Genomic DNA, 13328 nt, shown 5'->3' on the forward strand with positions numbered 1-13328 from the left:
CTCCTTAATTCCGGATTTCCCGGATGGTGTGATTAGATTCTGAAATTGTCTTTGTTGACGGCTTGCGCTCTGGCGTCGGCGACGGAAATGAGATTGCGTTTAACCAGATCATTCAAATTCTGATCCAGCGTTTGCATCCCGGCGTTCTGCCCGGTTTGAATCGCGGAATACATTTGTGCGACTTTACCTTCACGGATCAGATTGCGGATTGCCGGGGTACCGATCATGATTTCGTGCGCCGCAACCCGGCCTTTGCCATCCTTGGTTTTGAGCAGAGCCTGCGAAATAACCGCACGTAGCGATTCCGACAGCATCGCCCGGATCATTTCTTTTTCTTCCGCCGGGAATACGTCGATGACACGATCAATCGTTTTAGCGGCCGAGCTGGTATGCAATGTGCCGAAAACCAAGTGACCGGTTTCAGCCGCCGTCATCGCCAAACGGATGGTTTCCAGATCGCGCATCTCACCGACCAGAATGATGTCCGGGTCTTCCCGCAGCGCGGAGCGCAGAGCATTGGAGAAACTGTGCGTATCCCGGCCGACTTCGCGTTGGTTGATCAGGCACTTTTTGCTTTCGTGCACGAATTCGATCGGATCTTCCAGCGTCAGGATATGGCCGTATTCATTTTCGTTGATGTCGTTGATCATCGCCGCCAGCGTGGTCGATTTACCCGAACCGGTCGGGCCGGTGACCAAGACCACGCCGCGTGGTTGTTTGGCGATCTCGGCGAATATTTTCGGTGCTCTTAAGTCTTCCAGGCTAAGAACTTTCGAAGGAATCGTCCGCATCACCGCTGCCGCGCCACGCTGGGTATTGAAAGCATTGACACGGAAACGCGCCAGATTGGGGATGGCAAAGGAGAAGTCGCATTCCAGGTTTTCTTCGTAAAATTTGCGCTGGCTGTCGTTCATGATGTCGTACACCATCGCATGCACTTCCTTGTGATCCATTTCCGGTAAGTTGATGCGGCGGATATCGCCGTGCACGCGGATCATCGGCGGCATGCCGGCGGATAGGTGAAGATCCGAAGCGTTGTTTTTAACTACGAATGCGAGCAACTCTACAATATTCATCGTGATACCTCTTATGGCTAGTCATTATTAAATGACATGTTTGGAAAGCTGTGGGTCCTGATTAAACGGTTGGAACTGAATGACTCAGCCGTCAACGGTACGAAACGCTAAAAATTAAGCGAAGCGGATCAACGAAGATTATGTTTTGGATGTTTGATTTAGAGTGTCACTGATTCGATTCGCCCAAGTGGTCGCTTCCAGTTCCATTGCGGTGAAATCGTTCAGACTGAGAAAACCGAAGTCAGCCAACATGGCAGTGACAATTTCGATTTCGCCTTTTTCATAAGCTTCGATCAGTGCCAGCTGCCGCCCCAGGTATCCGCGCCGGGAAACCAGTGCTTCGCTCATGTCTTTCTGGATGCTGAGCGTTCCGACCAGCTCGGACATTTCCATGCCGAGCAAGGTGTCCAATAATGAGAGAATTCCGACCATGAAAGCCCGGTCTTGGTGATTTTTGTCGTGCGGGCGATCGGCTTTTGCGATCGATTCGAGCAATTTACCGCGGACTGTCGCCACTTGCATGAGCGCATCCGAAGTGCTGCCATCTCGTTGTTTTGCGGCGTAGAGCAATATTTGCACCCAGCGCTGCAATTGCTTGCGGCCGATAATCATGATCGCTCGCTTGATCGAATTGATCGTGCTGGGCAGGCCGCTCGCGGCGGAATTGACCATGCGCAACAGGTTATAGCTCAGGCCGGGCTGATATTTGAGTTCGTTTTCGATTTCGCCGACTTCGCTGTCGCGCACGACCAGCAACAATAGTTTTAACAGCGATAATTTGGAAGGGTCGACGCGCTTTCCTGAAATAATTTCCGGTTGCGCAAAATAGAAGCCTTGCAGCATCTGAAAATTTAACGCGATGCACTGCTTGGCGATTTCCAGGCTTTCCACTTTTTCCGCTAACAATAGTACCGGCCAGCGTCGCAATGTTTTTATCAGATCAGTGAGTTTTTCCTGACTCAAGGCAGCAACGTTTACCTTCACGACATTGATCAGCGGCATGAGCCGGTCCAGACGGCTATCAATGTCCACCACATTGGAAAGCGCCAGTTGATAGCCTTTATGTTTCAGGAAGGTACAACGGTCGATCAGTTCGTCGGTGATTTCGATGTTTCTTAAGATTTCGAAAACGACATGTTTATTCGGGAGCATGCAGATGGCATCATGCATGAGCATCTCGGTATCGACCTTGATAAAGCCGCGCCGTTTTCCAATGACGTTTTCGATACCTAACTGGCCGTAGGTATCAATGATCACATTGGCGGAAGCGGCGGAATTGTCTGACACGAGGACAGCGTTATCGGGATTGGCGCGGAACAAAAGCTCATAAGCAACCAATTTTTGCTTGCAGTCAAGAATCGGCAGCCTGCCAAGATAAACTTCCTTCATAAGTTCTCCAGTGTTGCCTGTTTTCCCTGATTTTTATTCCTAGCGTATGACATTCATGATTTCGGTCACCTGCAATTTGGCGACCGTCATCAGCGATTCAACAATCTCAGCGGTGAGTCCCAGATCGCTCCATAACGCGAAGGCCCGATCGGATATGGTTTTATCCAGGGTGACTTGCTGATTGGTGCAAGGGCTGATCGACATGGCGATATAGATGGCGGCGCACAGTGTTTTTGCATCGTATTCAAATTCTTTGTCTTTCGGGGAATTACATTGGCATTCGACCAATTTCCAGATATTGGGCGGTAATTTCCATTGTTTTAGAAGCTCCGCACCGAGCTGCGCCTGGGTGAAACCGAAAATCTTACGTTCAGCCGCCGCAACCGCGTCTTCTCCCTTATTCATGTAACTCAGCACTTCAACGGACTCTTTCGGATATTGATTAAAAAGCACCAATCGCCCAACGGCATGCAACAAGCCGGCAATAAAGAATCGTTCCCGGCCGGCAACGCTGGACGAGAGTAACCGCGCTGTCACGCCGCAAGTAATACTATGATTCCAGAAGGCATCCATGTCGACCAGTTCGGTGGAAATTCCCTTGAAGGCGGAAGTCACGGAAGTGGCGATGACGATGTTGCGCAATTCTTTATGACCAATGATGGAAATGGCTTTTGAAATATTTTCTACTTTCCCGGAGAAGCCGAAATAAGAGCTATTGGCGAACTTCAGTAATTTTGCCGTCAATGCGGGATCGCTGGAAATCACACGTTCCAATTCGGAATTGGTTGCTTCGCCTGAGTCGATCAGCTCGTTGACGCGTATGATCACGTCGGGTAAAGAAAAGATTGAGCGAACGTTCGCGACTATCGTTTGTGGATCCATTTGAATTAAACAAAGTGAATTAATTAACGCTTCATCAGGTTTGATAGAGGGATTGCGTTATTGCTTTTTGAGACAATAAGCTCCGGTTTGATCTATCAAAATTATGAAGGGAATGATCAATCTGCGAGGCAGGATTATTCCTGCATTAGATTAATGCAAGCGGTTAGGAATGATGTTGCGGATTAAACGGTGAAAATGACCGGATTTCAAAAAGAAAGGCCGGGGCCGTGCTACTTGGCTTTGTTTTCTGCGGACTTGCCGGAAATCAGCCCGAGATATTTTGCGTGGAGTTGTTCCTTGCTTTCTATTTTGTCGGGGTTGGTTATGATGCAATCAACCGGACAGACTTCCACGCATTGCGGTACGTCGTAGTGCCCGACGCATTCGGTGCATGAGTCCGGATTGATCTGGTAAATTTCTTCGCCTTGCGAAATAGCGCCGTTCGGACACTCGGGTTCGCAGACATCGCAGTTGATACATTCGTCAGTAATGATTAATGCCATGATTACATTTAAAAAGATCGGGTTATTTTGTCACGCAGCTTTTGTGCCACCAGCGGATGCACAAAAGCATCCGCATGACCGCCTAAAGAAGCGATCTCACGGACTATCGTTGCGGAAATAAACATATATTGCTCGGATGGCGTCATAAATAACGTTTCAACATCCGGATACATGCTGCGGTTCATGCCCGCCATTTGAAATTCATATTCAAAATCCGAAGCGGCGCGCAAGCCGCGCAGAATAATCCGTGCATCTTGTTGTTGCAGAAAATTCATCAACAAACCGGAAAAAGCCAGGATTTTAACATTAGCGCAGTCGGATAGCACTTGCTGCGCCATCGCCACTCGTTCTTCCAATGTGAAAAAAGGCTTCTTGCTGCTGCTGACTGCCACCGCTACCACGACTTGGTCAAACAGTCGCGATGCTCGCCGGACAAGATCTTCGTGACCTCGTGTAATCGGATCAAATGTCCCGGGATAAATGGCTTTATCCATGATTAACATACTCCATCAGTTTGTAATGAACCGATCCTGCTTTGGCACTCCGAAAAGCGCGCCATTGCTGATCCGTAACCCAGTCGCGATTGGCTTCGGTGTAAACGAGTCCGTTCTGCTTGAGATGCGGTGGCAGTAAAGGCATGATTTGGTCAGTTAATTCTGCGCGGTAAGGCGGGTCAAGAAAAATGACATCGAATGTACGGGTATCGGAATTTAGAAACTTGAATGCGTCCATCATTACCAGTTCCACCTGACCGGCTTGCAATTTTTCCTTGTTTTCCTGCAATGCTTGAATATTTTTGGCATCCTTATCCACCATGACGACCAATGCAGCGCCCCGGGATGCGGCTTCAAAGCCTAATGCGCCGCTGCCTGCAAACAGATCTAGGCAAGTCAGGTCACTTAAATCCTGACCAAGCCAATTAAAAACCGTTTCACGAATCCGGTTGGCAGTGGGTCTCAGATCCGGACGCTCAGGAAAAGTTAACAGCCTGCTGCGCCACTGGCCGCCGATAATGCGGATTTTCCCCCGGGGTGGCGACATCGCAAACGAACTATTCCATCGCGCCAACGATGACGGCGACCATGCCGTCCGGTTGAATTCTGCGCTGAAAGGCCTGCCGGATTTGCTCGATAGTTACTGCTTCAACGGCCACCAGATAATCCGTTAAAAACGTCAGCGGCAGTTGATAAAAGCCGATCACCGATAGGAATCCTAATATTTTGTTGTTGCTGTCGATGCGCAATGGAAAGCCGCCGATGATATTTTGCTTTGCAGCTACTAACTCCTCTTCGGTCGGGCCGTTCTCGACAAAATTCTTCAATACCTGCTGTACCAGCGCGAACGCATCCTCGGATTGTTCTTTTTTAGTTTGCAGGCCGACTAAGAAAGGTCCTTGTTCTTGATAAGGAGAAAAGAAACTGTAAACGCTATAAGCCAAACCGCGTTGCTGCCGGACTTCCTCCATCAGACGGGAAACAAACCCCCCGCCTCCTAAAATATGATTTCCAACCAACAACGGAAAGTAGTCGGGATCATTCCGTCGTAGTCCCGGATAGGCCAGTTGGATGTGGCTTTGGGCTGCCGGATGCGGTATCCGCTTAACGCCAGCCGGCGGGATGGCTACAGCGGAGATCGTTGTTTCCGCATCTTTAGCGGGCAGTTTCTCGGTTAATCGCTCTGCAATAGCAACCGCTTCTTGCCGGGTTACATCACCGATCATCGCGATGATCGCGTTCTTTGCAACGTAATGGGAACGGTAAAATGCGATCAGATCTTCCCGCTGCAAGCGGCTAAGCGTTTCGATTTCACCCGCTTCATTGAGTCCGTAAGGGTGCTGCCCGTATAACATTTTCATCAGTTCACGATCGCCGATATAGTCCGGCTTGGTGCTTGATTCCTTGATGCTGGCAATAATTCGCGTTTTTTCGCGCGTCACGATGTCTTTGGGAAATTCAGGTTGCTGGATAATGCGTGCGAATACGTCCAGTGCTTGCGTCCGTTCTTTGATGCTGCTGAGCGCCCGCAATGAGACACCGGCGCGATCCCGGTCGAATTGGCTTTTTAGCTGAGCGCCGACATCTGCAAGCGTGGTGGCAATCTGATCTTCCGATAATCCGCCGGCTCCCAGACTTAGCAAATGCTGCACGAGATTGGCGCGCCCGGATTTACCGGGTGTGTCCATGCTGCTGCCCGCAGCGAATTCGACACTGACGTCCAAAATCGGCAGATCACGATTTTCCACGAAATACACCCGTGCGCCGCTGGATGTTTCCCAGTATTGAATCGATAACGAAGCCAATGCGCAGGGCGAGAGGAAAATAATCAATAGGGCGAAGAGGAATTGCTTGACTTGCACTAAAATCTCCTTAAGTGCGCTTATTAAGCGCAAATATTATTGAAACCCGGGTTTCACTTAACCGCTATTGCGAAGCCCCGCTGTGACGCCATTGATCGTCAGATGGATGGAACGTTTGACTTCGTCGCTATCTTCTCCGGAGCGGTACCGGCGCAGCAATTCCACCTGCAAATGATTCAGCGGATCGATGTAAGGTGTTCTGTTCCGGATGCTGCGCGCCAGTGTCGGGTTATCTTGCAGTAATTCCGTATGGCCGGTGATCGCGAACAACCACTTCTGGCTTCTGTCACGTTCCTCCTGAATCCGTTTGAAAATCTGCTGGCGCAATGCTTCATCCTCGACTAATTCGGCATAGCGGGAAGCAATACCCATATCCGTTTTGGCGAGCACCATATCCATGTTCGACAATAGCGTTTGCATGAACGGCCATTCCCGGTACATTTCCTGTAACAACATCAGTCCGTTATGACCGGATTCTCCCGGCTGCATTACAAATGCTTCCACCGCATGGCCAAAGCCGTACCACCCTGGCAGCATCATCCGGCTAAGACTCCAGCTGAATACCCAAGGAATTGCTCGGAGATCTTCGATGGCATCGGAGTTTTTTCGTGAGGGCGGGCGGCTGCCGATATGCAAACCCGACATTTCCCGGATTGGCGTCGATTCCAGAAAGAATTGCTTGAATCCCGGTGTTTCATAGACAAGATTCCGGTAAGCCGCGAAAGACGCGGATGCCAGCTTTTCCATGACGGGATAATAGCGATCCGAATTCGCGCCGAGTGAGTCATGGCTCAGTAATGTCGCCTCTATCGTTGCCGCCACCAGGGTTTCCAGATTGCGCCGTCCGATTTCGGGTTCCGCGTATTTGCTGCTGATGACTTCACCTTGTTCGGTCAGGCGTATTTGGCCGTTTACGCTGCCGGGCGGTTGCGCCAGGATACTTTGGTAACTTGGCCCGCCGCCACGGCCTACGGTGCCGCCACGACCGTGAAACAATCGCAATTCAATCCGGTGCTTGGCAAAAATTTTTGTAAGCTCGATTTCCGCTTTATAAATTTCCCAGTTCGAGGTGATAAAACCGCCGTCTTTGTTGCTGTCTGAGTAGCCGAGCATTACTTCCTGTACATTACCGCGCGAATTCAGCAGTTTGCGGTAATAAGGCAATGAGAATAACTGATCTATGATTTTGTTGCAGTTGCGCAAGTCCGAGATGGTTTCGAACAATGGAATGATATTAAGGTGTAATTGTGGAGTTTCGCCGCTTTGTAATAGGCCGACCTGCTGCAGCAAATAAGCAACTTCCAGGACATTGATAATGTTGGTTGTCATGGAAATAATGTAATTCGGCAGTGCAGCGCGTCCAAATCGCCGGTGAATGTCGGCTGCGCAGTGCAGAATGGATAATTCCGATTGCGCCAGTTCGGAAAAGCCGTCGTATGACGGCAGTGTCGGGCGGGGTTGGCTGATTTCATGCAACAGCCACTCGATGCGCCGGGTTTCATCCAGTTGCGCGTAACCGCTTGTGCCGGTGTGATGTTCGTATAATTCGCTGACCACTTGCTCGTGGATCTTGCTGTGCTGCCGCATATCCAGCGGGGTCAAATGAAATCCGAACACGTCAGCGGCGCGCCGCAAATTGCGTAGCGCTCCCCGGGCGATCCAGGCGGATTTGTGCTGTTTCAGCGATGCGATGATGATATCGAGATCGTGCAGAAATTCTGCACAATCGGGATACGGTTCCCGCTTTTCAGCGGTACTCAGTTGCAATACTTGGTGTCCGAATTGTTGCGCGGTTGCAACCAGGCGTGCAGCGATACTGAGAAAGATCCGGCGATAGGGCTCATCAGACCGGTTGGGAATATCAGGCGCGCTGGCCACCAATTGCTTGACGTCATCGCTGACGCTTACCAATTGTTCGGTTAAGCTCATTGAGCGGCCGATTTTTTGCGTCGTATCTATGTAATAAGCCAACGCAACCGATGATTGGCGCTCAACAGCCCGTACCATCACATCGTGCGTGACAAATGGATTGCCGTCGCGATCGCCGCCAATCCAACTGCCGATCCGAAGGAAAGAGGTAACCGCAGGAATATCTTTCTGATTCAGGCGGCGTTCAAGAAAATCCTCGATTTTTGCATAAATATAAGGAATTTCGGATAAGAACGTATAACTGTAAAAAGCCAAGCCGTTCTCGATTTCATCGTTAACCGACAGCCGGCTTGGCCGTAGCATGCGTGTTTGCCACAGAATCTCGATGGTCGCACGTAAGTTTTCTTCATTATGACGTAATTCGTTGGGTGTCAGCTCCGTTCGCGCCCGTTCTCTTAACAGCCGCTCAATGGTCAGCTGGCAATCCAATATACTCCGGCGCTGCACTTCTGTCGGATGCGCTGTTAGAACCGGTGAAACAACCGCTTTCTTAAAGAAATCAAAAAGGATAGACGGCGCATTGTTGTTGCTGGACAACACGCGTTCAAGCGCCAGTGTCAAACTGCCTTCCTGAAGCGGCGATCCGGCGCGCAGGTGCGCGCGCCGGCGCCGGTTATGATGAACATCTTCAGCGATATTCGAAAGCAGCGAAAAATAACTGAATGCGCGCACAACCGGCAATGAGTCGTCATCGCTTAAACGCTTCAGCAGCGTATCCAATTCTTGGCGCGCAACGGGATCCTGATCACGGTGAAAACGGATCGCGGTTTGACGGATATTCTCGACTAACTCAAAAGCATTATCCCCATCTTGTTCGCGCAATGTGTCACCCAGCATGCGCCCAAGAAAACGGATATCTTCGCGCAAGGGTAGATCTTTGTCGTCTGATACGTTATCACTCACACTATTTTTTCCTGAATCAGCAGCTTCCATTTCATGACACTTCCACGGTTAAAAATGAACCCGGCGTATACTTGCTGCAAGCCAAGTGAGCACCAGCCATGCTAAAATTATCTCCATTAGGAATTTCTTGAATTTTTTTCATCTTATATCGTAATGCCCAATTTACTATCAATACCCCGGAAAATTGTCATTGCTTCCCGGGAAAGTCTGCTTGCAATGTGGCAAGCCAAACATATCCAGAAGCGTTTAGGCGAATTATACCCGCAAACTGAAATCAGCATACTTGGTATGACAACGCGCGGGGATCAGATACTTGATCAATCGTTATCAAAGATTGGCGGAAAAGGCTTGTTTATCAAGGAGCTTGAGCAAGCTTTGGAAGATGGCCGCGCAGATATCGCGGTGCATTCCATGAAAGACATGCCCATGAATGTGCCTGAAGGTTTTCAGCTGGCCGCGATTACAGAACGGGAAGATCCGCGCGATGCGTTTGTTTCGAATCGTTACGCTTCTTTGGATGCATTGCCGCACGGCAGTGTTGTCGGAACTTCGAGCCTGCGGCGTGAAAGCCAATTGCGTGCGCGTTTTCCTCATCTTCAAGTGCAACCATTACGCGGCAACGTGCAAACCCGGTTACGCAAGCTGGATGAAGCGCAATACTCGGCAATTATATTGGCAGCGGCTGGTTTGAAACGCCTTGAACTCTCTGATCGCATTACCGCGTTGCTGCACCCTGAGCAAAGTTTGCCGGCAGTCGGACAAGGCGCGCTGGGGATCGAGTGCCGGGCGGATCGCACCGATTTGGTTGAGCTGTTGCAACCGCTTCATCACCAGGAAACAGCCTATTGCGTCGAGGCCGAGCGTTCCATGAGCCGTGTGCTGGGAGGCAGTTGCCAGGTGCCCTTGGGTGCTTTTGCCGAAATTATCGAGGGCTCGCTTCAATTGCGCGGCTTTGTTGCGCAACCGGACGGTCAGCGCATGGTTACTGGTGCTTTGGCGGGAGAGCCGGAAACGGGCATTACAATGGGGCAGCAGTTGGCTCAGAAATTGATTGCGGATGGCGCCGATGAGATTCTAGCCGCTTTAGTGCCGGCAGATGGATGGTAATGACATTTTCGGATAATAAACAACTCGCCGGACTGAATATACTGGTGACCCGGCCATTGCATCAGTCGACCGCTCTCGCGGCAAGTATTCGTTCATTAGGCGGCAATCCAATCGTGCTTCCGACATTGGAAATAGCGGATGTCGCTGATTTGTCTCCGTTATACGAAATAATCGACCGGCTGAATGAATTCGATTGGGCGATATTCGTCAGTCCCAATGCGGTTAACAAAGCGATGCCGTTAATAACCGCACGATCTATCTTGCCTTCTCACTTGAGAATAGCCGCAGTCGGCAAAGGTACTGCAGATAGCTTGATGCAATACGGTATCGGCGACGTTTTGATCCCCAAAGATAAGTTTGATAGCGAAGCTCTGCTCGAATGCAAAGAGTTTGATGAGATGGCGGGTAAGCGTGTTGTTATTTTCCGTGGCCTTGGCGGGCGCCAATTGTTGGGGGATACACTCAAGCAACGTGGCGCAGCTGTTGAATATGCCGAATGTTATGTCCGCAAGAAACCTATGATTGATACCACATCATTGCTATCGGTCTGGTCGCAAGGCCAGCTTCATGCGGTGGTTGTTACCAGCAGTGAAGGGCTTCATAATTTATTTGACATAATAGGGGAGCTTGGCCAACAATTACTGAAAGTAACACCGGTAATTACAACGCATGAACGAATTGCGCAAGCAGCTAAACAATTGGGGTTGGAAAAAATTGTTATAGCGCCGTCGCCTGGCGATGCCGGAGTCATGGAAAGTATCCGGACATATTTTCAACCGGCTGAAAATAACACCGCATAATGTGGCATAAAAAAGCATTCAGACTAATAAGAATGCGTAACCAAAATATCGGGATTGGTCGTTTGCACTTGTTTTTGGTATTTATGTAATTTTGCAATCTGTAGTTCAACATTAACAATGATCGACTCTACTGCAATGAGGGGAATATATGAAACTGATACTCTGGCTATTGGCGCTTTTTGCTGCCGCTGTAGCTGTTACTTTAGCTGCTAAGGATCTGACCGGGCGAGCTTTGCTCGAAATGCCGCCCTATCAAATTGAACTGTCGCTTGATCACTTCGTTATTGGCGCTATCGTAGCCTTTTTTGTATTTTACATTCTTGTCCGGCTGATTCTCGGGATATTTCAGTTCAGCGAACGGCATCGGCATAAAAAAACGGACGAAATGTTACTTTCGGGATTGAAAGCTTATTTTGACGGTGATTTTATTAAAGCACAAAAAAATGCTGCAATTGCGTCGAAGCTAGCAGACTCATCGATTGCCAAAGCACTCGGTGCAGTGATTGCTGCCCGGTCAGCGCAGGTATTGGGCGCGGCAACAGAGCGTGATCAATATCTCAAAGCGGCACTGGCGGAAGCGCCTGAGGAGAAATCGCTGTGCCTTGCAGCCAAAACAGAGTTTCTGTTGGATGAGGGACGGTATCAAGATGCCTTAAATACTTTGCATTCTCTGTATTCTGAAGGAGGATTGCAATCAACCGCTGTTTTACAATTGGAATTGGAGGCGCAGAAACAAGCGGGCAATTGGGATGCCGTGATTGAACTGGCTGAGATTCTTGCAAAGCGTGTTTCGACCAATAAAGCGCTCGTAAAAAAGATTAAGCACGAGGCGCAAATAGAAAATATCCGCAGCAGGGCTACTGATTTACAGTCATTGAACCAGTATTGGCAAAGTATCTCTCCGATTGAGAAAATGGATAGCAAAATTTCTGTCGCGGCAGTTCGTGCTTATGTTTCGCTAGGAAACTGTACCATGGCGCATCATATTATTGAGCAAAACGTTCCCATGACCTGGGACGACGAATTGATAGCACTGTATTCGGAATGTTTGGATTATCACGTGCACAGACAAATTGAGTGTGCTGAGGTTTGGCTGAGATCCCAGCCTAATAATGCGCAACTATTATTGACTTTGGGTAAATTATGTACGCATTGTGAGCTGTGGGGCAAGGCGCAGAATTATTTGGAAGCCAGCTTATCGGTTGAGTCGGGACATAAAGCGCATTTTGCGTTGGCCCAGTTGCACGAGAAGTTGGGTAAGCATGAGCTGGCAATGAGTCACTATAACAAAGGGCTTGAATTGACTTTGGAGCATTTAAGCTAAGTTTTTTGCACAACGGAAGGATTGCTGGTTGAAGGTGTGAATACATCGGAGAAGAAAGCATCTTTTGGTAAATTGCGATAGCTGACGAAGTCTTGATAAGCGGCTTTAACCATTGCGGGCGCGCCACAAGCATACACTTGTTGCATCGCTAAAGTCTCGAAGTCTTGCATGACCGCTTCGTGCACTAAACCAGTTCTTCCTTTCCAGTTGTCGGTAACTGATGGCTCCGATAATACCGGAACAAATGAAAAGTTCTCGTGTTGCTGCCAGCTAGCGGCTAGATCGGCTAAATATAAATCGGCCTTGGTACGAGCACCCCAATAAAGGATCATTTTGCGCTTGTGATTCCGATGATTCTCATGGTGAAAAACATGTTCAAGAATGCTTTTGATCGGCGCAAATCCAGTACCGCTTGCCAGGAAAATGATCGAGGTAGCTTTTTCATCGGCAGCTTCGCGCAAAAAGAATGATCCGAGAGGGCCGGTAAACCGAAGTATGTCTTTAACCTTCATGTGGCTAAAAACGTACTCAGTAAAAGCTCCGCCTGGATAGTTGCGCGCGTGTAATTGTAATAACTCATCGTCATGAGGCGGGTTGGCTAGAGAGAAGCTGCGGCGTTTACCATCTTTGAGAAGGATGTCGATGTATTGGCCCGCTAGGAATTGCAATCGTTGATTCGCGGGAAGTTTGAGAGAAATAACCATTACATCCGGGGCGACAAGTTCGAGTTTTTGCACACGGCACGGCAATGTCTTAATTTGTATGCCTTTGGTAGCGTCGATTTCATGGCATTCAATGATCAAGTCGGATAGTGGAACGGCGCAACAGAATAAGGCGCTGCCTGATTTCTTTTCATCTGCTGTCAAAGCTTCATCGCTATGGTGACCATAATCGACTTTTCCTTGGATGATTTTTCCCTTACAAACTCCGCAAGATCCATTCCGGCAACCGTAAGGTAGTGCAAAACCTTCACGGAGTGCTGCTTCAAGAATGGTTTCACCAGGTTCTGCAGATAACACCTGTCCGCTAGGTTGGATGATGATTTGATGCGACATTGAG

General features: G+C 49.2%; 12 protein-coding genes. 3 read left to right on the forward strand and 9 right to left on the reverse strand.

The window, feature by feature from the left end:
• Window positions 1-32: 32 nt before the first annotated feature.
• The 8 genes from RBH92_RS01125 to ppc all read right to left on the reverse strand — a co-directional run bounded on the left by RBH92_RS01125 (window position 33) and on the right by ppc (window position 9068).
• Window positions 33-1076 carry a type IV pilus twitching motility protein PilT gene (locus tag RBH92_RS01125; protein ID WP_307932902.1) on the reverse strand — a complete coding sequence of 348 codons (1044 nt, stop codon included), beginning with the start codon at window positions 1074-1076 and terminating at the stop codon, window positions 33-35.
• A gap of 138 nt (window positions 1077-1214) precedes the next feature.
• Window positions 1215-2465, reverse strand: a complete 1251-nt coding sequence (locus RBH92_RS01130; protein ID WP_307932903.1) for an EAL and HDOD domain-containing protein — start codon at window positions 2463-2465, stop codon at window positions 1215-1217.
• A 39-nt stretch (window positions 2466-2504) separates the two neighbouring features.
• Window positions 2505-3347 carry an HDOD domain-containing protein gene (locus RBH92_RS01135; RefSeq protein WP_307932904.1) on the reverse strand — a complete coding sequence of 281 codons (843 nt, stop codon included), beginning with the start codon at window positions 3345-3347 and terminating at the stop codon, window positions 2505-2507.
• A 230-nt stretch (window positions 3348-3577) separates the two neighbouring features.
• A complete protein-coding gene (locus RBH92_RS01140; RefSeq protein WP_292925599.1) occupies window positions 3578-3850 on the reverse strand; it encodes a YfhL family 4Fe-4S dicluster ferredoxin in 273 nt (90 codons plus the stop codon).
• 8 nt (window positions 3851-3858) lie between these two features.
• Window positions 3859-4344, reverse strand: coding sequence for a pantetheine-phosphate adenylyltransferase (gene coaD, locus RBH92_RS01145; protein ID WP_307932905.1), 486 nt, complete (start codon window positions 4342-4344; stop codon window positions 3859-3861).
• Window positions 4337-4891, reverse strand: a complete 555-nt coding sequence (rsmD, locus tag RBH92_RS01150; protein ID WP_307932906.1) for a 16S rRNA (guanine(966)-N(2))-methyltransferase RsmD — start codon at window positions 4889-4891, stop codon at window positions 4337-4339. The genes coaD and rsmD overlap by 8 nt, the downstream gene beginning before the upstream one ends.
• 10 nt (window positions 4892-4901) lie before the next feature.
• On the reverse strand, window positions 4902-6206 hold the full coding sequence (locus RBH92_RS01155) for a M16 family metallopeptidase (RefSeq protein ID WP_307932907.1): 1305 nt from the start codon (window positions 6204-6206) through the stop codon (window positions 4902-4904).
• A 57-nt stretch (window positions 6207-6263) separates the two neighbouring features.
• Window positions 6264-9068, reverse strand: coding sequence for a phosphoenolpyruvate carboxylase (gene ppc, locus RBH92_RS01160; protein ID WP_307932908.1), 2805 nt, complete (start codon window positions 9066-9068; stop codon window positions 6264-6266).
• Between the two features lie 123 nt (window positions 9069-9191).
• Between ppc and hemC the strand changes: the two genes are divergently transcribed.
• From hemC to RBH92_RS01175, 3 genes are all read left to right on the forward strand, one after another.
• Window positions 9192-10145 (forward strand): hydroxymethylbilane synthase, encoded by a 954-nt coding sequence (gene hemC / locus RBH92_RS01165; protein ID WP_307932909.1) that lies wholly within the window; start codon window positions 9192-9194, stop codon window positions 10143-10145.
• Window positions 10145-10945 carry a uroporphyrinogen-III synthase gene (locus RBH92_RS01170; RefSeq protein WP_307932910.1) on the forward strand — a complete coding sequence of 267 codons (801 nt, stop codon included), beginning with the start codon at window positions 10145-10147 and terminating at the stop codon, window positions 10943-10945. The genes hemC and RBH92_RS01170 overlap by 1 nt, the downstream gene beginning before the upstream one ends.
• A 148-nt stretch (window positions 10946-11093) precedes the next feature.
• Window positions 11094-12269 (forward strand): heme biosynthesis HemY N-terminal domain-containing protein, encoded by a 1176-nt coding sequence (locus tag RBH92_RS01175; RefSeq protein WP_307932911.1) that lies wholly within the window; start codon window positions 11094-11096, stop codon window positions 12267-12269.
• Here the strand turns inward: RBH92_RS01175 and RBH92_RS01180 are convergent.
• Entirely contained in the window at window positions 12266-13324 is a 1059-nt protein-coding gene (locus tag RBH92_RS01180) for a CDP-6-deoxy-delta-3,4-glucoseen reductase (protein ID WP_307932912.1), read from the reverse strand. The two genes, RBH92_RS01175 and RBH92_RS01180, sit on opposite strands and share 4 nt — an antisense overlap.
• Window positions 13325-13328 lie beyond the last annotated feature (4 nt).

Origin of the sequence: Nitrosomonas sp. sh817 (assembly GCF_030908545.1) — a bacterium.
Classification (GTDB): Bacteria; Pseudomonadota; Gammaproteobacteria; order Burkholderiales; family Nitrosomonadaceae; genus Nitrosomonas.

Coding starts and splice junctions, on each gene's coding strand:
- RBH92_RS01180 (WP_307932912.1), bottom strand. CDS start 13,324: ATGTCGCATCAAATCATCATCCAACCTAGCGGACAGGTGTTATCTGCA.
- RBH92_RS01175 (WP_307932911.1), top strand. CDS start 11,094: ATGAAACTGATACTCTGGCTATTGGCGCTTTTTGCTGCCGCTGTAGCT.
- RBH92_RS01140 (WP_292925599.1), bottom strand. CDS start 3,850: ATGGCATTAATCATTACTGACGAATGTATCAACTGCGATGTCTGCGAA.
- hemC (WP_307932909.1), top strand. CDS start 9,192: ATGCCCAATTTACTATCAATACCCCGGAAAATTGTCATTGCTTCCCGG.
- ppc (WP_307932908.1), bottom strand. CDS start 9,068: ATGGAAGCTGCTGATTCAGGAAAAAATAGTGTGAGTGATAACGTATCA.
- RBH92_RS01135 (WP_307932904.1), bottom strand. CDS start 3,347: ATGGATCCACAAACGATAGTCGCGAACGTTCGCTCAATCTTTTCTTTA.
- RBH92_RS01125 (WP_307932902.1), bottom strand. CDS start 1,076: ATGAATATTGTAGAGTTGCTCGCATTCGTAGTTAAAAACAACGCTTCG.
- RBH92_RS01170 (WP_307932910.1), top strand. CDS start 10,145: ATGACATTTTCGGATAATAAACAACTCGCCGGACTGAATATACTGGTG.
- coaD (WP_307932905.1), bottom strand. CDS start 4,344: ATGGATAAAGCCATTTATCCCGGGACATTTGATCCGATTACACGAGGT.
- rsmD (WP_307932906.1), bottom strand. CDS start 4,891: ATGTCGCCACCCCGGGGGAAAATCCGCATTATCGGCGGCCAGTGGCGC.
- RBH92_RS01130 (WP_307932903.1), bottom strand. CDS start 2,465: ATGAAGGAAGTTTATCTTGGCAGGCTGCCGATTCTTGACTGCAAGCAA.